Origin of the sequence: Variovorax jilinensis, assembly GCF_030316885.1 — a bacterium.
GTDB classification, from domain to species: Bacteria; Pseudomonadota; Gammaproteobacteria; order Burkholderiales; family Burkholderiaceae_C; genus Variovorax; species Variovorax jilinensis.
The window spans coordinates 386,218-406,344 of sequence record NZ_JASZYQ010000004.1; the positions used below are offsets into that span (position 1 = coordinate 386,218).

18 protein-coding genes are annotated in these 20,127 nt (G+C 69.8%); 9 read left to right on the forward strand and 9 right to left on the reverse strand.

From position 1 onward, the window contains the following. Nucleotides 1-71: 71 nt before the first annotated feature. The 4 genes from QTH87_RS17555 to QTH87_RS17570 all read right to left on the reverse strand — a co-directional run bounded on the left by QTH87_RS17555 (nucleotide 72) and on the right by QTH87_RS17570 (nucleotide 4,952). Nucleotides 72-1,334: a biosynthetic peptidoglycan transglycosylase gene (locus QTH87_RS17555; protein ID WP_286610982.1), complete on the reverse strand. Its 1,263-nt coding sequence runs from the start codon at nucleotides 1,332-1,334 to the stop codon at nucleotides 72-74. Between the two features lie 64 nt (nucleotides 1,335-1,398). Beyond that, nucleotides 1,399-1,974, reverse strand: a complete 576-nt coding sequence (gene xrtQb, locus QTH87_RS17560) for an exosortase Q subunit 2 (RefSeq protein WP_286610984.1) — start codon at nucleotides 1,972-1,974, stop codon at nucleotides 1,399-1,401. Next, the gene (gene xrtQa, locus QTH87_RS17565) at nucleotides 1,955-2,842 is read right to left on the reverse strand and encodes an exosortase Q (RefSeq protein ID WP_353506154.1); all 888 of its coding nucleotides are present in this window, start codon (nucleotides 2,840-2,842) and stop codon (nucleotides 1,955-1,957) included. The genes xrtQb and xrtQa overlap by 20 nt, the downstream gene beginning before the upstream one ends. Before the next feature lie 13 nt (nucleotides 2,843-2,855). After that, a complete protein-coding gene (locus QTH87_RS17570) occupies nucleotides 2,856-4,952 on the reverse strand; it encodes a VIT and vWA domain-containing protein (RefSeq protein ID WP_286610988.1) in 2,097 nt (698 codons plus the stop codon). 207 nt (nucleotides 4,953-5,159) lie between these two features. Between QTH87_RS17570 and QTH87_RS17575 the strand changes: the two genes are divergently transcribed. Next, nucleotides 5,160-7,592 (forward strand): penicillin-binding protein 1A, encoded by a 2,433-nt coding sequence (locus QTH87_RS17575; protein WP_286610989.1) that lies wholly within the window; start codon nucleotides 5,160-5,162, stop codon nucleotides 7,590-7,592. A 66-nt stretch (nucleotides 7,593-7,658) separates the two neighbouring features. Beyond that, the gene (locus QTH87_RS17580) at nucleotides 7,659-8,264 is read left to right on the forward strand and encodes a hypothetical protein (protein WP_286610990.1); all 606 of its coding nucleotides are present in this window, start codon (nucleotides 7,659-7,661) and stop codon (nucleotides 8,262-8,264) included. A 30-nt stretch (nucleotides 8,265-8,294) separates the two neighbouring features. On the opposite strand, the gene creC is transcribed toward QTH87_RS17580, so the two are convergent. The 3 genes from creC to QTH87_RS17595 are packed head-to-tail and all read right to left on the reverse strand — an operon-like array spanning nucleotide 8,295 to nucleotide 10,740. Next, a complete protein-coding gene (gene creC, locus QTH87_RS17585; protein WP_286610991.1) occupies nucleotides 8,295-9,734 on the reverse strand; it encodes a two-component system sensor histidine kinase CreC in 1,440 nt (479 codons plus the stop codon). A gap of 1 nt (nucleotide 9,735) precedes the next feature. Next, nucleotides 9,736-10,515, reverse strand: a complete 780-nt coding sequence (gene creB, locus QTH87_RS17590; protein WP_286610992.1) for a two-component system response regulator CreB — start codon at nucleotides 10,513-10,515, stop codon at nucleotides 9,736-9,738. Nucleotides 10,516-10,545: 30 nt separating this feature from the next. Continuing rightward, on the reverse strand, nucleotides 10,546-10,740 hold the full coding sequence (locus QTH87_RS17595; protein WP_286610993.1) for a heavy-metal-associated domain-containing protein: 195 nt from the start codon (nucleotides 10,738-10,740) through the stop codon (nucleotides 10,546-10,548). Between the two features lie 118 nt (nucleotides 10,741-10,858). Between QTH87_RS17595 and QTH87_RS17600 the strand changes: the two genes are divergently transcribed. Together QTH87_RS17600 and QTH87_RS17605 are read left to right on the forward strand one after the other, a co-directional pair. Continuing rightward, nucleotides 10,859-11,548, forward strand: a complete 690-nt coding sequence (locus QTH87_RS17600; RefSeq protein ID WP_286610994.1) for a response regulator transcription factor — start codon at nucleotides 10,859-10,861, stop codon at nucleotides 11,546-11,548. Beyond that, nucleotides 11,545-12,930 (forward strand): sensor histidine kinase, encoded by a 1,386-nt coding sequence (locus QTH87_RS17605; RefSeq protein WP_286610995.1) that lies wholly within the window; start codon nucleotides 11,545-11,547, stop codon nucleotides 12,928-12,930. The genes QTH87_RS17600 and QTH87_RS17605 overlap by 4 nt, the downstream gene beginning before the upstream one ends. Here the strand turns inward: QTH87_RS17605 and QTH87_RS17610 are convergent. Next, nucleotides 12,912-14,015: an alkene reductase gene (locus QTH87_RS17610; protein ID WP_286610996.1), complete on the reverse strand. Its 1,104-nt coding sequence runs from the start codon at nucleotides 14,013-14,015 to the stop codon at nucleotides 12,912-12,914. The two genes, QTH87_RS17605 and QTH87_RS17610, sit on opposite strands and share 19 nt — an antisense overlap. 126 nt (nucleotides 14,016-14,141) lie before the next feature. On the opposite strand from QTH87_RS17610, the gene QTH87_RS17615 reads away from it, so the two are divergent. Beyond that, nucleotides 14,142-15,374, forward strand: a complete 1,233-nt coding sequence (locus tag QTH87_RS17615) for a YbfB/YjiJ family MFS transporter (protein WP_286610997.1) — start codon at nucleotides 14,142-14,144, stop codon at nucleotides 15,372-15,374. Between the two features lie 41 nt (nucleotides 15,375-15,415). Here the strand turns inward: QTH87_RS17615 and gstA are convergent, their stop codons facing one another. Then, nucleotides 15,416-16,024, reverse strand: a complete 609-nt coding sequence (gstA, locus tag QTH87_RS17620; RefSeq protein WP_286610998.1) for a glutathione transferase GstA — start codon at nucleotides 16,022-16,024, stop codon at nucleotides 15,416-15,418. Nucleotides 16,025-16,214: 190 nt separating this feature from the next. Between gstA and QTH87_RS17625 the strand changes: the two genes are divergently transcribed. The 4 genes from QTH87_RS17625 to rsmG all read left to right on the forward strand — a co-directional run bounded on the left by QTH87_RS17625 (nucleotide 16,215) and on the right by rsmG (nucleotide 20,091). After that, nucleotides 16,215-16,400 carry a DUF1328 family protein gene (locus tag QTH87_RS17625; protein WP_286610999.1) on the forward strand — a complete coding sequence of 62 codons (186 nt, stop codon included), beginning with the start codon at nucleotides 16,215-16,217 and terminating at the stop codon, nucleotides 16,398-16,400. Nucleotides 16,401-16,405: 5 nt separating this feature from the next. Then, a complete protein-coding gene (locus QTH87_RS17630; RefSeq protein WP_286611000.1) occupies nucleotides 16,406-17,329 on the forward strand; it encodes a transglutaminase-like domain-containing protein in 924 nt (307 codons plus the stop codon). A 174-nt stretch (nucleotides 17,330-17,503) separates the two neighbouring features. Continuing rightward, nucleotides 17,504-19,456 carry a tRNA uridine-5-carboxymethylaminomethyl(34) synthesis enzyme MnmG gene (gene mnmG, locus QTH87_RS17635; RefSeq protein ID WP_286611001.1) on the forward strand — a complete coding sequence of 651 codons (1,953 nt, stop codon included), beginning with the start codon at nucleotides 17,504-17,506 and terminating at the stop codon, nucleotides 19,454-19,456. Then, nucleotides 19,453-20,091 carry a 16S rRNA (guanine(527)-N(7))-methyltransferase RsmG gene (rsmG, locus tag QTH87_RS17640; protein WP_286611002.1) on the forward strand — a complete coding sequence of 213 codons (639 nt, stop codon included), beginning with the start codon at nucleotides 19,453-19,455 and terminating at the stop codon, nucleotides 20,089-20,091. Before mnmG ends, rsmG begins: the two co-directional genes overlap by 4 nt. Nucleotides 20,092-20,127: the final 36 nt, after the last annotated feature.

Below are 20,127 nucleotides of genomic sequence, written 5' to 3' on the forward strand. Positions count from 1 at the left end.
AGACATGTGCCAGCGAGCCTCCTGTTGGGCCGGGCGGGTTTGCACCGAAGCGGTGCGCCCCGCGAGCCGCGTCAAGGTGGTGCGAAATGGGCGGCGGCGACGTTGCGCAGCAGGGTGTCGCGCTGGGCCTTGGTGATGCCGCGCACGCCTTCAGCCACCCATTTCGCGCGATCGACGTTGATGTTGCCGTCCTGCTGCCACTTGCGAACCGCAAGGGCGGGGTTGTTGAGCATGGCCGCGAGCCAGACCGCCTGCGCCGGCTCGAGGTTGCGTGCGGCGCGCTTGAAATAGGTGCGCGCGGCCGCCTCGGCGCCGCAGATCTGTGCGCCCCACGGCGCGTTGTCGAGGTAGAGCTGCAGGATGCGCGCCTTGCCGAGCGTCTGCTCCATCTCGACGGCGTAGAGCAGTTCGCGCAGCTTGCGGTCGGTGTTCTGCTCGGCGCCGGTGACCAGCATCTTGGCCAGTTGCTGGGTCAGCGTGCTGCCGCCGCGTTCGGTCTTGGCGGCCTTCTGGTTGACCTCGAGCGCAGCGGCGAGCTCGACCATGTCGTAGCCCGGGTGGGTGAAGAAGCGCTGGTCCTCGGCGGCGATCACGGCGCGCGCCAGCCAGCTGTCGTTGCCGAGCCGGCTCGGCGCGCCGCAGCTGGTGCGGGCATTGGCCATCGCTTCGGTGCCCAGCCCCTCGACCGTGAAGTCACTGATGCGCGGTTGCAGCGCGAAGCTGCCGGCCGGAAGTGCGAGCTGCGCGTTCACGGCCAGGGTGCCGCCGATGCGCGCGCGCTGCATTTCCGGAAGTCCGGGCGCCAGCACGGCGTACCAGCGGGTGATCGGCGTGTCGGGCACCTGGATGTCGAGCCGCAGGTCGCTCTGCGACAGCCGGCCGGTCCAGCGCGCGCGCAGGATGCCGTCGCCGGCCGTTGCGGCGGCCGTGGAGGCCGGCATGAGCTGGGCCGGCGGCGAGGCCTCGAGGGTGCCGCTGAGCGAGCCGCCATCGCGCCGTGCGGTGGCACGCAGGCTGTCGACCCGGATCGGCTCGCGGCCCAGGGCGGGCACCGCGACGCTGCAGGGCGCGCAGTCCAGCGCGAGCGTCTCGCTGTCGGCCTTCCAGTCGATCCGGACTGGTCCGTGGTCGGTCGCCAGCGTCCGTCCGGCCAGCCAGGGCGCGAACCACGAGGAAGTGGCGAGCCGGATGGCGGTCGGCACGCCGACCTCGAGCGACACCGGGCCGGCCTGGATGCGGGCGGGCCATTCGTCGCGGCCCGGCGCCAGCGCCAGCTTGAGGATCAGGAACACGGCCACCGCCGCGGTCACGACCAGGGCCAAGGTCGCGAGCAATAGGTATATCAGCGCTTTCTTCAGCAAAACTCTCTTCCCTGTCTCGGTGTCTGCGTGCGTCGCTTCATTCGATGGGCCGTGCCAGCATCACGGCCTGCCAGGGGCCGGTCGAACGTCCGCTCGCCGCAGCCCAGTACCAGGCTGAAGTGTCGGTGAAAGCGTCGCCGCCGGCATCCACGATCCGCTCGCAGACCTGGATTTTCTGCCGGCCGGCACGCTCGGCGACGAAACAGCGCCACAGTCGCTCGTGCAGGTCGCGCTCGAGGCGGGCCTGGGCGATGCCATAGCCCAGTGCGCGGAAGCAGTCGGCAGCCGGATGCAGCATGCGGGTGGCGGTCTGCACCTCGCGCAGCACGAGCACCTGGCGGCCATCGGTGAAGCGCCCGATCGCCCCCGGAAACCGGTCGGCGAAGCGGCGCTCGACCTCGCTCAGGGCCAGCGGCCGCAGCGGGGCGCCGTCCCAGGTGGCGGGCCATTCGGGGTCTTCGGCCGCAGCCGCCTGCGGCGCCGCCGGTTGCTGCAACGCCACCGAGGTCGACCAGGCCAGGCACAGCAGCATCGCGAGCGCGAACAGGCCCTTGTGCACCATCCGCTGCACGAAGCGGTTGGCAAAGCAGTGTTCAAGCTGCGTCGTGAGCATCGCGGCCTCCTGAAGAAAAGGATCCCCTGCCCATCACGCCGGCGATGGCGCCGCAGACCAGGGCCAGCAGGGCGAGTCCGAAGGCGTCGTGCAGCCAGGCGGCGGGCGCGTGGCCGGCGCCCTCGAGCGCCACCAGAACGCTGTTGCGCACGATGTTGCCGGCCATCACGAGCAGGCCGACGAAGGGCACCCGCGCGAGGAAGGCACGGTCGCCGCGGCCGCACCAGAGGGCCACCGCGCAGGCCGTGAAGTAGCCGAGCCACACCATCTGCACGCCGGAGCAGGGCGCATCGACGATCACGAGCCGGCCGTCGATCCACAGGCTGCTGCCTTCCCGTGTCACTTCGAAGGCGGGCGCCAGCAGCCAGCGGCTGGCCTCGGCCGTCACCAGGCGCAGCGGATAGCCGGCATAGAACTGCAGCGACGACAGCAGCGGCAGTGCAAGCACCGCGAGCCCGGCCACCGGCGTCGCGGCGACGCCGCGCGGCAGGAAGGCGAGCAGGCCGCAGGCCAGCGCGGCCATCGCGAGCAGGCCCGCGGCCAGCGGCGGCAGCGCAGGCAGCCCGCCGAGGCCGGTTCGCAGCAGCGTGGCGGCCACCGTCGTCGCGGCGGCCAGCGCGAGCCAGCCCAGGCGGGGCGCTGCACGCAGGTCGTGCCGGCGAAGGACCACCAGCGTGGCCAGCGCGGCCAGTGCCAGAAGGCCGAGCGGATCGTCCGAGCGGTCCAGCATGCGCCGGGCCATCCAGGTCCAGGTCGGCGCCAGTGCCGCGGCCTGCAGGCCCAGCCATGCGAGCGCGGGCGCGCGATCGAGCCGGATGCCGGCGTCCAGGAGGCGCGGATGGGAGCGGGCGAGTGTCGCGAGTGTCATGGTCATGCGCCCTTCAGGAAGTCAGGCGGCGGGCGTCGCGGCGGCGTGCGCGGCGCCGCAGCATCGCGAGCATGCCGAGCACCACCGCGACCGCGCCCATCAGCTCGGGCTCGGGCGTGCTCGGCACCTCGGCGCCGAGGCTCTGGCCCAGCGCGCTCTCGCCCACGCCCTGCGGCAACGGCAGCGGCTGGTCGACGCCGGTGGCGTTCTGCGGCGCCGTGTTGCGCACCACCTGGTCGACCGCGATGAAGCTCGTGTACTGCGTGAGCAGGCCATGGCGCAGGCCGAGGTCCGTGATGCGCTGGCGCAGCGCGTCGCCGCCTTCGAGCGATTCCTGGTCCGACAGGCTCGCGATGCGGTGCCGTGCCCAGAGGCTGCGCAGCGCGGCGGCATCGCGGCGTGCGGCCGGATCGATCCTCAGTTCCTGGCGATACGGCCCCTCGGCCGAGCGGCCTTCGATCACGAGCCGGCCGCGGGCCTCGCCGCGCCACTTGCCGAACAGGATCAGGGGCCGCTCGCCGAGCAGGTCGGGCAGCGCCTGCGGTTCGACGTCGTAGACGTCCAGGCCCTCGAAGCGCGCCTTGACCTGCGTGAGCACCGGCGACTCGACCATGCGTTTGAAGCGCGCCGCCTGCTCGGGTGCCTGGATCGGATCGGTGATGACGAAGGGCTCGCCCATGCCCGCACGCGCCAGTCCTTCCATCAGATGGCGATTGACCGAGGAGCCGATGCCGAAGGCGAAGAGATTGGCGCGGTCGAGGTTCCTGCGCACCAGTTCGAAGGCCTCGCGCTCCACGGTCACGTAGCCGTCGGTCACCACCACCAGCGTGCGCGACACGCCTTCGGCCTTGGGCTCGGCATAGGCGCGCTTCAGCGCCGGGATCAGCTCGGTGCTGCCGCCGCCGCCGTAGTTCTGGATGGTTGCCAGCGCCTGCGTGATGTTGGCGCGCGTGGCGGGAACCGAGTGCGGAGACAGCATGCGGTTGCTGCCCGAGAACAGCAGCACGTTGAAGGTGTCGCTGGGCCGCAGGCCGCCGATCAGCCGCTCCAGCATGGCCTTGGCCGTGTCGAGCGGAAAACCGTGCATCGAACCCGAGATGTCGACCACGAAGATGTAGTCGCGCGGCGCGATCGCATTCGCGGCCACCGCCTTGGGGGGCTCGACCATCGCGAGGAAGAAATTCTCGGCATCGTTGCCCTGGCCCTGGTAGAGCATCAGGCCGGACTGGATGCGCTCGCCCGCGAGCCGCCAGTCGAGCACGAAGTCGCGGTTGTCGGCCGGCGCGGCGCTGCGCGCGAGCGAGACATCGGCATGGTTGGCGCCATCGCCGCCGGCCGCTTCACGTCGCGAGACCTCGATCGCATGCGTCGCAGAGCGCACTTCATGCAGCGCCATCGGCGTGTCGAGCGCCACCTTGAGCCTGAACGCGGTGCCGGCCTCCACGCCCGCGCGCAGCGTGGGTTGCGCCACCCAGCGCGCCCGCGCGTTCTCCGACTGCGGGCTGTTGTAGCGCGGGCCGACCACGGTCGGGAACACGAACTGGTAGTTGCCGCCCTGCGGCACCAGCAGTTCGGTGTAGCGCAACCGTACCTTGACCTCGTCGCCCGGCAGGATGTTGGCGACATTCATCTGGAACACGTTGGACAGATGCTGCTCGAGCAGCGCGGCGGTGCGGCCTTCCTTCCTCGCGGCGTCGTAGTCGATGCGCGCCTGCGCCTTCTCGCGAATCTGTGCCGTGATCAGTCGATCGCCGAGCCGCACGTCGAGCGCGCCGACCGCGGCCCGCGTCGAGCCGGGGAACACGTAGCGGGCCTCGATCGCGCGCTGGCCTTCGTTGCGGTAGGTCTGCGTCACCGTGACGTCCGCGATCACGCCGGAGACGCGCACGTCGACCTCGGTGCCCTTGAGCGGCAGGCGGTCCAGCGTGGGGTCGTCGCTCTTGACGAAGAAGTACGGGCTCTCGGTGCGGCTGCGCGGAGCCGGCGCTTCCTGGGCGTGCAGCGGCTGCAGGCTCAGCGCGACGAAGCTGGCGCCGGCAATCGCCAGCGTGGCGAGCCAGAGCCAGCGGCCGGAGCGGCGGTCGGTTTGCGATGTGGCGGGGGCGTCCATGGTGCGGGTCCTTCTCCTCTTGTCGTGCGAACTTGCACGGGCCCCACTGTCGGCAGCGATCGAGAAGGCAATGGGAAGGCTGCTTGAAGTCCGGCGCCGCGGATGCAGCCTTGTGTGAAGTCCGTGTGAAGTCCCGGGCCGCGGCACTTCACACGGTTTTCGGCTCCGTGGGGAACCATGGGGGCTCCCACGTGCTCCCTCCCTGCCATGACCGATTCCTTCGACGACCGCCCCTCGGGCCATTCTTCCGATCGCCCGCCACGGCGCCCGGCTGCGCCGCGCGGTGCGCCGGCACCGGCCTGGCGGCGCTTCGCGCTGTGGGGCGCGGCGCTCACGGGCGGTGCACTGGTGGTGGTGCTGGCTGGCGGCGCGATCGCGGTGGCGACCATCTCGGCGCGGCTGCCCGACGTCTCGGCCCTGTCCGACTACCAGCCCAAGCAGCCGCTGCGCATCTTCTCGGCCGAGGGCACGCTGATCGGCGAATTCGGCGAGGAGCGCCGCACGCTGACGCCCTTCGCGCAGATCCCGCAGGTCATGAAGGACGCGGTGCTGGCGGTCGAGGACGCGCGCTTCTACGAGCATGGCGGCCTCGACTACAAGGGCTTCGCGCGTGCCGCGGTGGCCAGCCTGCAGGGCGGCCGCAAGCAGGGCGCCTCGACCATCACGATGCAGGTGGCGCGCAACGTCTACCTGAGCTCCGAACGCACGGTGCGCCGCAAGGCCTGGGAGATCCTGCTCGCGCTGCAGATGGAGCGCGAGCTCAGCAAGGACCAGATCCTCGAGATCTACCTGAACCAGATCTACCTCGGCAACCGCGCCTACGGCTTCGCGGCCGCGGCCGACACCTACTTCGGCAAGCCGCTGCAGAGCCTCACCGTGGCCGAAGCCGCGATGCTGGCCGGCCTGCCGAAGGCGCCCGGCACCAACAACCCGGTGGCCAATCCGCGCCGTGCCCGCGCGCGCCAGCTGTACGTGATCGACCGCATGCAGGAGACCGGCTTCATCACCGCGGCACAGGCCGAATCCGCGCGCAAGGAAGAACTGCATCTGCGCGACGCCGCCGACCCATCGCGCCTGCATGCCGAATACGTGGCCGAGACCGTGCGCCAGATGATGCATGCGCAGTACGGCGACAGCATCTACACCAGCGGCCTCAAGGTCACGACCTCGCTGGTGGCGGCGGAGCAGCAGGCGGCCTACCGCTCGTTGCGCCGCGGCATCATGGACTACGAGCGGCGCCAGCCGTATCGCGGCCCCGAGGCTTTCGCCGAGCTGCCGGCCGACGACACCGATGCCGCGGCGCTCGACGATGCGGTCGATGACGCGCTGGCCGGCCACCCCGACAACGGCGACCTGCTGGCCGTCGTGGTGCTGCAGGCCGGCAGCAAGTCCGTGCGCGCGGTGCGCGCCAATGGCGAGACGCTGCAGATCGACGGCGAGGGACTCCGGCCCGCGCAGTCGGGGCTGGCGGAGAAGGCGCCGCGCGCGATCCGCATCGGCCGCGGCGCGGTCATTCGCGTGGCACGCACCGCCAAGGGCGGCTGGGAGATCACGCAGCTGCCCGAGGTCGAGGGTGCCTTCGTCTCGCTCGACCCAAAGAGCGGCGCGATCAAGTCGCTGGTCGGTGGCTTCGACTTCGACAAGAACAAGTTCAACCACGTGAGCCAGGCCTGGCGCCAGCCCGGCTCGAGCTTCAAGCCCTTCATCTATTCGGCGGCGCTCGAGAAGGGCATCACGCCGGCCACCGTGGTCAACGATGCACCGATGAGTTTCGCGTCGGGCCCCGGCGGCAGCCTGTGGGAGCCCAAAAACTACGACGGCGGCCACGACGGTCCGATGAGCCTGCGGCGCGCGCTGCAGCAGTCGAAGAACCTGGTCACGCTGCGCGTGATGCAGTCGATCGGCGCCGACTATGCGCAGGACTGGGTCACGCGCTTCGGCTTCGATCGCGACAAGCAGCCGGCGAACCTGCCGATGGCGCTCGGCGCGGGATCGGTGACGCCGATGCAGATGGCCACTGCGTATGCGGTGTTCGCCAACGGCGGCTATCGCATCAATCCCTATCTCGTCACGCGCGTCACCGATGCACGCGACAAGGTGCTGCTCGAGACCGAGCCGCCGCTGCTCGACGAATCGCGCCGCGCGATCCCCGAGCGCAATGCCTTCGTGATGAACTCGCTGCTGCAGAGCGTGGTCAAGGGCGGCACGGCCTCGAGGGCCTGGACCGCGCTGCGCCGCGACGACCTGTACGGCAAGACCGGCACCACCAACGATTCGTTCGACACCTGGTTCGCGGGCTTCCAGCCGAGCCGGGTCGGCATCGCGTGGGTCGGCTACGACACGCCGCGCCAGCTCGGCGTGCGCGGCGAGACCGGCGGCAGCCTGAGCCTGCCGATCTGGACCGGCTACATGCAGTCGGCGCTCAAGGGCGTGCCGGTGGCCGCGCTGAAGGCGCCCGACGGCGTGCTGCAGGTCGACGGCGAGTGGTACTTCGACGACTACGCACCGGGCCATGGCGTCGCCAGCCTGGGGCTGGATGCGACGCTCGCGCCGCTGTCGGTGGAGGACCTGGCGGGGGCGCAGGTCAGCCCGCCTGCGGCGCCGGAGGAGCGCAGCCGGATACTCGACTTCTTCCGCTAGCGGCGCCGGGCGGCGCGGCTTCTACACTTGGCGGCCGACACAACGCCTCCCGCCCCGCCGCACCCCATGGAAACTCTCACCCTGCTGACGCTGATCCTGATCGGCGCCTGGCTCGTCAAGTCGAGCGAGCAGCGCCGCCGCATCGCACTGCTGGGCGGCCAGCTCGGCAACTACCAGATCGAGAAGCTCATGGAGAACCTCACCGACGGCTATCTGCGCTGCCTCGGCGAGGACGCCGCCGAGCGCCGCGAGCAGGTCTGGCGCCTGCTCGACACCACCGAGCAGAAGCTCGCCGACCAGTTCCAGAACTTCGCGACCGAGTTCGCGCGCCTGCCCGAACAGGAAACCCGCGTGAGCCGGCTTCCGGTGGCGATCCCCTACCTGCAGACGCTGCTGCCGGCCACCACCTTCGATCTGCGCGCGCTGTTCGCGATCCATGCGCGCGGCATCGCGGCAGTGGCGCGCAACGAGCGCGGCCGCGCGCCGAAGGCCAAGGCCTTCATGATGTCGGCCGAGCTGTTCCTCATGCAGCACAGCTGCCACTGGTATTGCAAGTCGAGGTCTGTGGCCTCGGCCCGGCTGCTCGCGCGCCACCAGACCAGCCATGCCCAGGTGCTCGATGCCGTGAGCCCCGAGACGCGCGAGGCCTATCGGGCGTTGACCGGCGTCTGAGCGCCGCCCCGCCGGCGCGCTGCGGCGGCCTCAGCGCTGCGAGAGCAGCGGCAGCGTGAGCGTCGCCAGCGCGCCTCCGCGCGGCGCGTTGGCCAGCTCGACCCGGCCGCGGTGCAGCGCCGCGATCTCCTTCACGAAGGCCAGGCCCAGGCCGGTGCTCTTCTTGCGGTTGTGCGGCCGCGCAAGCGAATAGAACTTCTCGAAGACCTTGTCCTTGGCGTAGTCCGGAATCCCCGGGCCGCGGTCGCGCACGCTCACGATCGCCCGTCGCGCCCCGGCCTCGAGCGCCAGCAGCACCTCTGCGCCGTCGGGCGAGAAGTCGATCGCGTTGTCGAGCAGGTTGCTGATCGCGCGGCGCAGCAGGAAGGGGTCGCCCTCGACGCGGGCCTCGGCATGGATCGCGACCTGCACGTGCACCGCGCGCCGCGTCGCCGCCGCCTGCGCGCCCGCCGCCACCTCGCGCAGCAGCGGCGCCAGCGCCACCGGCTCGCTGCGGTCGAGCGCGCGCCGGGTCTCGAGCGCCGTGAGTTCCATCATGCGGTCGACGATCTCCTGGATGCGCTGCGTCTCGTGCGCGATGTTGGCCAGGAAGCGCTCGCGCTCGGCCTGCGGCATCGAGGGTTCCTGGATCAGTTCGGCCGCGCCGCGAATCGCCGACAGCGGGCTCTTGATCTCGTGCGTGAAGGTCTGCACGTAGTCGGCCACGTAGTTGCGGCCCGTGAAGGCGTCGCGCATCTCGCCGAGGCCGCTGCGCAGCGTGTCGACCGCGCGCCGCAGCATGCGGCCGAGGCTCAGGCTGCGCTGCGCGCGCAGCCAGCCCAGGTAATCGGAGATCAGGCCGAAGGGGCGCACCAGCCAGACCGAGACGATGATCGCCCCGACCAGCAGTGCGAGCGCCGCGCCGATGCCGACCGCCAGCGTGCGCGCCCGCGCGTCCTCGACGAACTGGCCGAAGCTCTGCACCGGCTTGCCGACGCTGACCGCGCCGACGATCTCGTTGCCCCAGCGCACCGGCGCGCCCACGTACATCACGGAACTCAGCGGATCGCCCGCGATGTCGCGCGTGGTGCGCGCACCGTAGGTGCCGGCCAGCGAGCGGCTGATGTCGCTCCACTGCGAGAAGTCGGCCCCCTGGTGGCGGCCCAGCGAATCGAACAGCACGCGGCCGCTGCGGTCGGTGACGATCATGCGCAGCTCGACGTGGCGCTTGTGCAGGTTGTAGATCTGGGCCGAGAACTGGCGCGCATAGACCGAGCGGAACAGCGGCTCCAGCCGAGCGGTGTTGATGGCGCCCGCGATCACGTCCTGCTCGACCAGGCTGGCCATCAGCTGCGACATCTCGACCAGCGATTCCTCGGCCGACTCGCGGTAGCGTGGGTCGATGTCGACCACCACGCGGTAGAGCAGGAAGGCAATGCCCGCCGTGTAGATCAGCAGGATGCCGATGAAGATGCGGGTTCTGCTCGTCAAATCAGGCGCCGTCCAGCGGCAGGTCCTCGTTCAGCGCATAGCCGGTGCCGCGCAGCGTGCGGATCGCGTCGACCTCGGGCGCGATCGCCTTGAGCTTGGCGCGCAGCGTCTTGACGTGCGCGTCGACGGTGCGGTCGAAGCTGTCGCTGGCCTCGTCCCACACCAGGCGCAGCAGGTCGTCGCGCGTGTAGACGCGGCCGGGGCGCTGCACCAGCAGGCGCAGCAGGCCGTATTCGTAGCGCGAAAGCTCGAGCAGCCGGCCGTAGTAGCGGATCTGCATGCGCTCGCTGTCCAGTGCGAAGGGACCGGCCGGCGCGGCGGCCGGTGCTGCCGCGGGCAGCGCCGGTGCGGCTGTGGCTGCAGCGCCTGCCGGGCCCGCTGCGCCCGCCGGATGGCCTCCGCGCGCGCTGCGGCGCAGGATGGTGCGCACGCGCGCCACCAGTTCACGCGGCGAGAAGGGCTTGGCGATGTAGTCGTCGGCGCCGAGCTCGAGGCCGACCACGCGGTCGATCTCGTCGCTGCGCGCGGTCAGGAAGATCATCGGCACCAGGGCGCCGCCGGGCAGCGCCTGCAGCCGCTTGAAGAGCTCGAAGCCGTTCATGTCGGGCAGGCCGACGTCGAGGATCGCGAGCGCGGGCGGCTCGGCCGCGAACTGCGCGATCGCCTGTTCGGCCGTCGCGCACCACACCGGAACGAAGCCGTCGGTGCGCAGCACGTACTGCAGGGTGTCGGCGATGCCGGATTCGTCTTCGGCGATCAGGATCCGGGGCTGGGTGGACATGGCCCGGATGGTAGCCGGGCGGCCGCCGCCCTACTGGGCCCGGTAGCCCGCGTTCTCGATCGCGACCAGGAGGTCGTGCCGCGGGTGCTGGCTGATGACGTCGACATGGCCGGTCTCGAGATCGATCGTGACCTGCGCGCCGGGATCGACGGTCTTGAGGGCCTTCTCGACCACGCCGACGCAATGGTTGCAGCTCATGCCGGTGACCTGGATTTTCTGGCTCATCGTGAAAGCTCCTTCGGGTGAGTGAATCCGCAGTTTGATCCTTCCCCCCATGTCAATGTCCAGCGTGGGGGCGCTGCCTGAGGTAAAACCGACGGGTTTTTTCCCACTCCCTGCCGCCATGCGAATTCTCCTCGTCGAAGACGATGCCGTCCTGCGCGACGTGATGCTGCGCAGCCTCGCCGATGCCGGGCACCGCGTCGACGTGGCCGCCAATGTCGAGGACGCGGACCATCTCTGGCGCGTCCAGCCCTTCGATGCCGTGCTGCTCGACCTCAACCTTCCGGCCAGCGCGAGCGCGACCAGCGGCCTGGCGAGCGGTCTCACGGCGCTGCGCCATGCGCGGGCGCGCAACGACCGCACGCCGGTGCTGGTGCTGACGGCGCGCGACCGCACTGACGAGCGCATCGCGGGCCTCGATGCCGGCGCCGACGACTACCTCGGCAAGCCCTTCGACCTGGCCGAGGTCGAGGCCCGGCTGCGTGCGCTGGTGCGCCGCGCCCAGGGCACCGACGACATCTCTCTGCTGGGCCAGCTCAAGCTCGATCGGCGCGCGCGGCGCTTCGCGATCGGAGGCGTGCACCTGGACCTGCCCGCGCGCGAGTTCGAGGTGCTGTGGGAGCTCATGAGCCCGCCGGGCCGCACGATCAGCAAGCGGGAGCTGTCCGACAAGCTCTCGACCTTCGACGAATCGCTCGGCGACAACGCTCTGGAGGCCTTCATATCGAGGCTGCGCAAGAAGTTGCTGGGCAGCGGCGCCGTGATCCGGACGCTGCGGGGCATCGGCTACCTGCTGGAAGCCGAGGCGTGAGCCTGCCCGCGTCGTCGGCGCCGGCGCAGCCAGCGGCGCCCTCGCTGACCGCGCGGGTTGCGCGCCGCGTGCTGCTGCCGCTGGGCCTGACCTGGCTCGTGGGCACGGCGCTGGCGCTGGTGGTGGCGAGCTACTTCACCGAGCAGGCCTTCGATCGCGCGATGCTGGACGATGCCTACCTCGTCTCGGCCAACGTGCGTGCGGGCGAGCGCGGCATCGAGCTGCTGCTGACGCCGCGCGACCTCTCGAACGTGCTGTTCGACCAGTCGGAGACGGTCTTCTTCGCAGTGCTGCGGCCCGACGGCTCGCTGCTCGCGGGCGATGCCGGCCTCGATGCGCCGGCGCCGGTGGACGGTGCACGGCATCGCTTCTCGCGCATCGAGTACCGCGGGCAGCCGTTGCGCGCCGTGGTGCTCAAGCCCGAGGCGGCCACCGACTACCGCATCGTGATCGCGCAGTCCACGCGTGCCCGCGCGCTGCTGGTCGAGCAGCTGCTGATCTATTCGCTGGCGCCGCAACTGGTGCTGCTGGCCTTGCTCGCGGCCTGGCTCTGGCGTGGCATCGAGCGCGAACTGCACCCGCTCGGCGAGCTGCGCCGGACGCTGGAGCAGCGTGCCGCCAGCGACCTCGCGGCGGTGCCGGTCGCACGCAGTTCGCGCGAACTGGAACAGCTCGGCGACACGCTCAACGCGCTGTTCGATCGGCTGGCGCAGAGCGCCGCGGCGCAGCGCGAATTCGCGGGCAACGTCGCGCACGAACTGCGCACGCCGCTGGCCGGCATCCGCGCGCTGGCCGACTACGGCCTCGCGCAGCAGAACCCCGCGGTCTGGCGCGAACAGCTGCAGCAGATCGCGCTGAGCCAGGCACGCGCGAGCCACCTGGTCGACCAGCTGCTGGCGCTGGCGCTGGCGGACGAAGGCCGGACCGCGCTGCGGCGGCAGCCGCTGCGGCTCGACCGGCTGGCGCAGGAGGCGGTGCTGCGGCATCTGGCGCGTGCCGATGCCCAGGGCGTGGACCTCGGCGCCCAGGGGCTCGAGGAACGCCTGACCGTGCAGGCCGATGCGGCGCTGGTCGAGGGCATCCTCGACAACCTGATCGACAACGCCCTGCGCTACGGCGGGCGCACGATCACGGTGGAGATCTCGGGCCGCACGCTGAGCGTGGCCGACGACGGCCCGGGCATCGCGCCCGAGGCGCGCGCCGACCTGCTGCAGCGCTGGGCCCAGGGGCCCGCGGGCCAGAAGCTGGGGCAGGGCGCGGGCCTCGGGCTCGCGATCGTGGCCCGCTACGCCAGGCTGCTCGATGCCCGGCTGGAATTCAGCCAGGCGTCGGAGTCAGGCGGCCTGCGCGTAAGCCTGCAGTTTCAGGCCAGCGCCGGATAGTCGATGTAGCCCTCGGCGCCGCCGCCGTAGAAGGTGTTCTTGTCCCAGGCGTTCAGCGGGGCGCCTTCGCGCAGGCGCCGCACCAGGTCCGGGTTCGAGATGAAGGGCTTGCCGAATGCGATCAGGTCGTCGCCTTCCTTGAGCGCCTCTTCGGCCAGCGGCTTGTCGTAGCCGTTGTTGACCATCCAGGCACCCTTGCCGCCGGCTTCGCGATACGCGGCCTTGAGTGCCTCGTAGTCGAAGGGGCGGTCGTCGATCTCGCGCGGGCCGCCGGTGGCGCCCTCGATCACGTGGATGTAGGCCAGGCCCAGCGGTGCCAGCTGGCGCACCACGTAGTCGAACAGCGGCTGCGGATCGGCATCGTGGGCGTCGTTGGCCGGCGTGACCGGCGACAACCGGATGCCGGTGCGGCCGCCGCCGACCGCGTCGACCACCGCGCGCGTGGCCTCGAGCAGCAGGCGGGCGCGGTTCTCGATGCTGCCGCCGTAGTCGTCGGTGCGCTTGTTGCTGCCGGTCTTGAGGAACTGATCGAGCAGGTAGCCGTTGGCACCGTGCAGCTCGACGCCGTCGAAGCCCGCGGTTTCCACCGCGTTGCGGGCCGCCACCGCGAAGGCGTGGACGATGCCGGGAATCTCGGCGGCGTCGAGCGCGCGCGGCTCCGAGGTGGCGACGAAGGTCGGCACGCCGTCCTTGATCAGCACGGTCTTGGTCTTGGCCGTGATCGCCGAGGGCGCCACCGGCTTGCCGTTGTCGGGCTGCAGCTCGGTGTGCGAGACGCGGCCCACGTGCCAGAGCTGGACCACGATCTTGCCGCCTTCCTTGTGCACCGCGTCGGTCACCTGCTTCCAGGCATCGAGCTGCTCGGTGCCGTAGAGGCCGGGCACGTCCGCATAGCCCTGGCCCTGATGGCTGATCGCGGTCGCCTCGGTGATCAGCAGGCCGGCCGACGCGCGCTGGGCGTAGTAGGTGGCCGTGATGTCGCGCGGGATCGCGTTGGGCGAGCGATTGCGCGTGAGCGGCGCCATCACGATGCGGTTGCCGAGTGCGAGGTCGCCGGCCTGGACGGGATCGAAGAGGGAGCTCATGAATGGGGTCTGCCTTGCGGGCTGGTGGAGTGGAGAGAACGCGCAAGCCTAATCGGCGTGCTGCAACCCTGCTGTCGCGGGGTTGTCGTGTTGCTGCTAGGCATTGCAGCAGAATGCACGGGCCCCATGCCAGCGACCCCCGTCACGCTCACCACGCCCCAGGCCCTCCGGCTGGCGCTGGCGCTGTCGCTCGGGGCCGCCGTGTCGCTCGGCATCACGCGCTTTTCCTATGGCCTGCTGCTGCCGCCGATGCGCGCCGACCTGGGCTGGAGCTACGCGCTGGCCGGTGGCATGAACACCGCCAATGCCGCGGGCTACCTGCTCGGCGCCCTGGTGACGCCGGCGCTGATGCGGCGCCTCGGCGCCGTGCGGCTGCTGGTGGGCGGCGCGGTGGCGGCCAGCCTCTTCATGGCGGCGAGCGGCTTCTTCACCTCGGCGCCCGCGCTGCTGCTGCAGCGACTGCTGGCGGGCCTCGCGAGCGCCTGGGTGTTCGTCGCCGGCGGCCTGCTGGCGGCACGGCTTGGCACCCTGCAGCCGGGGCAGGCCGGCTTCCTCCTCGGCATCTACTATGGCGGCACCGGCTTCGGCATCACGCTGTCGGCGCTGCTGGTGCCCTTCGTGCTGCAGCAGGCGGCGGCCAGTGCGCACGGCTGGGCCTGGGCCTGGTGGGCGCTTGCGCTGGCGAGCTTCGCGGCGACCGCGGTGCTGGCCTTCGCGGTGCGGGCGATGCCACGCGACGGCGGCCAGCCGGCGGCCCCGGCGGCATCGCCGGATTCGCGGGCGGGTGGCGATGGTGCGGGCGGTGCGGGGTCGGTGCTGCGGCGCTTCGCATGGGCGCTCGGCGGCTATGGGCTCTTTGGTGCCGGCTACATCGGCTACATGACCTTCGTGATCGCGCTGCTGCGCGAGCAGGGTGCGCAGCCCGGCGACATCACGCTCTTCTATGCGCTGCTCGGCGTCGCCTGCGTGGCTTCGTCGCGGCTCTGGGCCGGCCTGCTGGACCGCTACCGCGGGGGCGGCCCGCAGGCGCTGCTCAACACGCTGCTGGGCGCGGCGACGCTGCTGGCCGTGCTGAGCCCGGCCTGGCCCGTGACGCTGGTCTCGGGCCTGATGTTCGGAGGGGTGTTCCTGTCGGTGGTGGCGTCGACCACGGCCCTGGTGCGGCACAACCTGCCGGCGGCGCAGTGGGCGACCGGCATCAGCGCCTTCACGATCGTGTTCGCGCTGGGCCAGATCGTGGGGCCCACGGTCACGGGCTGGATCTCCGATGGCCCGGGCGGGCTGGCCGGCGGCCTCGTGGCCTCGGCCCTCACGCTGTGGGCGGGGGCGCTGCTGGCGTGGCGCCAGCGCGGCGCGTAGCCACCCGGCTCCCCGCAACTTCGCGCCGGCCGGGGCCTACTTCACTTCACCAGGCCTTCGGCCTTGAGCGCTTCCTGCACGCCGGGACGCGCGCCGACGCGTGCATGCCAGGCATTGACGTTCGCGAAGCCCGACAGGTCGACGCCCGTGGGCTTGGCCCAGTTGGTGACCGTGAAGAGGTAGCCGTCGGCGACGCTGAAGTGCTCGCCCATCAGGTACTCCTTGTCGGCCAGCTGGCCGTCGAGCCACTCGAAACGCGACTTGAGCTTGGCCTTGGAAATCTCCTTGGCTTCCTCGGGCATGGCCGGGTTGAACAGCGGCGAGAAGCCCTTGTGGATCTCGGTGCCGATGAAGGTCAGCCATTCCTGCAGGCGGTAGCGCTGCATCGTGCCGTTGGCCGGTGCGAGGTTCTTGGTCGGGGCGAGGTCGGCGATGTACTGCACGATCGCGGGGCCTTCGCGCAGGCGGGTGCCGTCGTCGAGCTCGAGCATCGGCACATAGCCGAGCGGGTTGATGCCGTAGTAGTCGGTGCCGTCCTGCAGCTTGTGGCTCTTGGTGCTCGCGAGCACGGGCTCGAAGGCCAGGCCGGCTTCGCGCAGCGCGATATGGGGCGACAGCGAACAGGCGCCGGGCGAGTAGTAGAGCTTCATTCTTAGGATCTCCAGTGGTTGTATCGGATGCGAGGCGCGCCTCGCGGCGTGCGGCCATGGATGCTAGCCGTTTCGCGGCGAGGCGGTTGTCCTACGGCGGCTTGCGCGAGGCGACTATGCGGCATCGCCGGCGTACTTTTTAGACTTCCACAACCGGGGCGTTCGCCCCTTCCTCACAAGGAGTTCACTCATGTTGAAGTACGCCATCGTGTTCGCGGTCGTCTCGCTGATTGCCGGTGCCCTGGGCTTCGGCGGTGTGGCGGCCGGGGCGGCCGGCATTGCCAAGGTGCTGTTCGGCCTGTTCCTGATCCTCGCGGTGATCTTCCTCGTGCTGGCAGCACTGGGCGTGGGCGCCGTCAAGAAAGCACTGGACTGAGCGCCATGCATTTTTCCCACGTGGACGCGGTCCTCGAATACGAGGTGTCCGCGCCCTCGCACCTGCTGCTCAACATCGAGGCCGCGCGCAGCGGCGCCCAGGCGCTGGTGAGCGAGGACCTGGTGATCGAGCCGCCGGTGGAGATGCAGGCCTTCTGCGACGAGAGCAGTGGCAACCGCTTCGTGCGCTTCGATGCCAAGCCGGGGCCGCTGCGCATTCGCTACCGGGCGCACGTGCAGCGCTCTCATGTAGAGACTCCGAATGACCTGGCGGAGGTGCCGGTCAACGAGGTGCCGCACGAGGTCCTGCACTACCTGATGCCGAGCCGCTACTGCGAATCCGACCTGATGGCGCGTTGCGCGGTGCAGCTCTTCGGCGATCTGCCGCCGGGCATCGGCCGGGTGCAGGCGATCGTCGACTGGATTCACGAAAGCATCACCTACGAGCCCGGCAGCAGCGATTCGACCACCACCGCGAGCGAAGTGTTCGTCGAGCGGGCCGGGGTCTGCCGCGACTTCGCACACCTGGGAATCACCTTCTGCCGGGCGCTGAACATACCGGCGCGCCTGGTCGTCGGCTATGTGTGGTTCGACGAGCCACCTCAGGATTTCCATGCGGTCTTCGAGGCCTGGATCGGTGGCCAATGGGTGCTGTTCGACCCGACGCGCATGGCCCCGGTGGACCGTCTGGTGCGGGTCGGTACCGGTCGCGATGCCAAGGACGTGGCCTTCTGTACCATCTTCGGCCCGGTGCGTATGACGGGGAAGACGATCGAAGTGCGCGAGATGCAAGACGAACGCGGCGTGAAGCCGGCAGATCCGCCAAAGGCCACCGGGCAGATCGTGGGCATCGAGAAGCCCGTGCCCGTGACGAACGATCCGGGCGATTCGCGACAGGATTCGGCGCACGAGGTCGTGGTCACGGACTGAGGCCTTGCAACCCTGATCGATGCTATCGAAAAGATAGCATCGGATTCAACGGGGGATGGGGCCGGGAAGAATCGATCGAAGCGGGCTGCTTGCCCCTCGGGCAGTACGATGGGCCGTCCCCGATTAAAATTGTTGCCCCCCTTCCGAGAGCGCACGCGTGGTGCGCCCCATTCCATGCTGTACCCCGAAGAATTCGATGTGATCGTCGTCGGCGGCGGCCATGCCGGCACCGAAGCCGCGCTGGCCTCCGCGCGCATGGGAGCGCGCACGCTGCTGCTGACGCACAACATCGAGACCCTGGGCCAGATGAGCTGCAACCCCTCGATTGGTGGCATCGGCAAGGGCCATCTGGTGAAGGAAGTCGATGCGCTGGGCGGCGCCATGGCGATCGCCACCGATGAGGGCGGCATCCAGTTTCGCGTGTTGAACTCCAGCAAGGGGCCGGCGGTGCGCGCCACCCGGGCGCAGGCCGACCGCGTGCTCTACAAGGCGGCGATCCGGCGCCGGCTCGAGAACCAGCCCAACCTGTCGCTGTTTCAGCAGGCGGTCGACGATCTGATGATCGAAGGCGATCGCGTCGTGGGTGCGATCACGCAGGTGGGCATTTCCTTTCGGGCGCGCACAGTGGTGCTCACCGCGGGCACCTTTCTCGACGGCCGCATTCATGTCGGGCTCGACAACTACCAGGCGGGTCGCGCAGGCGATCCGCCCGCGGTGAGCCTTTCCGCGCGCCTGAAGGAGCTCAAGTTGCCTCAGGGCCGGCTGAAGACTGGCACGCCGCCGCGCCTGGACGGGCGCAGCATCGACTTCACGAAGTGCGTCGAGCAGCCGGGCGACGGCATGCCGGGCGGGGCAGGGCCGATGACCGTGTTCAGCTTCATGGGCAGCAAGGAAATGCATCCGCAGCAGGTGCCGTGCTGGATCACGAACACCAATGCCCGCACCCACGACATCATCCGCTCGGGCTTCGACCGCAGCCCGATGTTCATGGGCAAGATCGACGGCATCGGGCCGCGCTACTGCCCGAGCGTGGAAGACAAGATCAACCGCTTTGCCGACAAGGAAAGTCACCAGATCTTCCTGGAGCCCGAAGGCCTGACCACCAACGAGTTCTATCCCAACGGCATTTCGACCAGCCTGCCGTTCGACATCCAGTACCAGCTCGTCCGCTCGATGGCCGGCCTCGAGAACGCCCACATCCTGCGGCCCGGCTACGCGATCGAATACGACTACTTCGACCCGCGCGAGCTGCGCAGCAGTTTCGAGACGCGCGCCATCAAGGGTCTGTTCTTTGCCGGGCAGATCAACGGCACCACGGGTTACGAAGAGGCGGCCGCCCAGGGCCTGTTCGCGGGCATCAACGCGGCGCTCCAGTGCCGTGGCGAAGAGGCCTGGCTGCCGCGCCGCGACGAGGCCTATCTGGGCGTGCTCGTCGACGACCTGATCACCAAGGGCGTCACCGAGCCCTACCGCATGTTCACGAGCCGGGCCGAATTCCGGTTGCAACTGCGTGAAGACAATGCCGACATGCGCCTGACCGAAGCCGGGCGCAAGCTGGGCCTGGTCGACGATGCACGCTGGGATGCGTTCTCTCGCAAGCGCGACGCTGTTTCACGTGAAACAGAGCGCCTGCGGTCGATCTGGGTGAATCCGCGGAATCTGCCCGCAGCTGAGTCCGAGCGTGTTCTCGGCAAGGCGATCGAGCATGAATACAACCTCGGCGACCTGCTGCGCCGCCCCAACGTCAATTACGAATCGCTGATGTCGCTGGACGGCGGCAAGTACGCCGCCGCCGAAGCGCTGGGCCCGACCGAAGTCGAGCAGATCGAGATTGCGGCCAAGTATTCGGGCTACATCGATCGCCAGCACGACGAGGTGCAGCGCGCGGCTCATTTCGAGAATCTTCGGCTGCCCGAGAGCTTCGACTATGGCCAGGTCAAGGCACTGAGCTTCGAGGTGAGGCAAAAGCTGGCGAAGCATCGGCCCGAGACGCTCGGGATGGCTTCACGGATCTCGGGTGTGACGCCGGCGGCGATTTCCCTGCTGATGATCCATCTGCGCAAGGGTGGGCACCAGGCCTTCTCGGGTGCGCAAGCTGCCGTCGCCGAAGTCCCTGTCGTCGAATGAGCGAGGCCGTGCAGTTGCGCGAAGGCGCTGCCCGTCTGGGCCTGAAGTTGAGCGGCCCACAGTGCGAGCAATTGCTGGCCTATGGCGCGCTCATTCTCAAATGGAACAGGGTCTACAACCTCACGGCGCTGCGGGACCCTGCGAGCGTGATGACGCACCACCTGCTCGATTCGCTCGCGGTCATCGAGCCGCTTCGGCGGCAGCATCCTGGCGCAGGGAATCTGCTCGATGTGGGTGCCGGTGCCGGTCTGCCGGGTGTCGTGATTGCGATCCTCCGCGAGGACATCTCAGTGACCTGTCTCGATGCGGTGGCGAAGAAGGCGGCCTTCGTGCAACAGGTGGCTTCCGAACTGGGCCTCAAGAACCTGCGCGGCCTGCATGCGAGGGTCGAGCAGCTCTCGGGCAGCTACGAACTGATCAGCTCGCGCGCCTTTGCTTCGCTGGCCGACTTCGTGACAGGCTCGCACCAGCTGCTCGCACCGGGCGGCGTCTGGATGGCGATGAAGGGCAGGGCGCCGGATGACGAAATCGCCCAATTGCCGCGACAGGCTGAGGTGTTCCACGTGGAACAACTGTCCGTTCCGGGTCTCGACGCCGAGCGCTGCATCGTCTGGATGCGAAAACCTGCCGCGTGAGCGGCGTCCCTCGCGTCGACCTCGCTTAGACTCGAC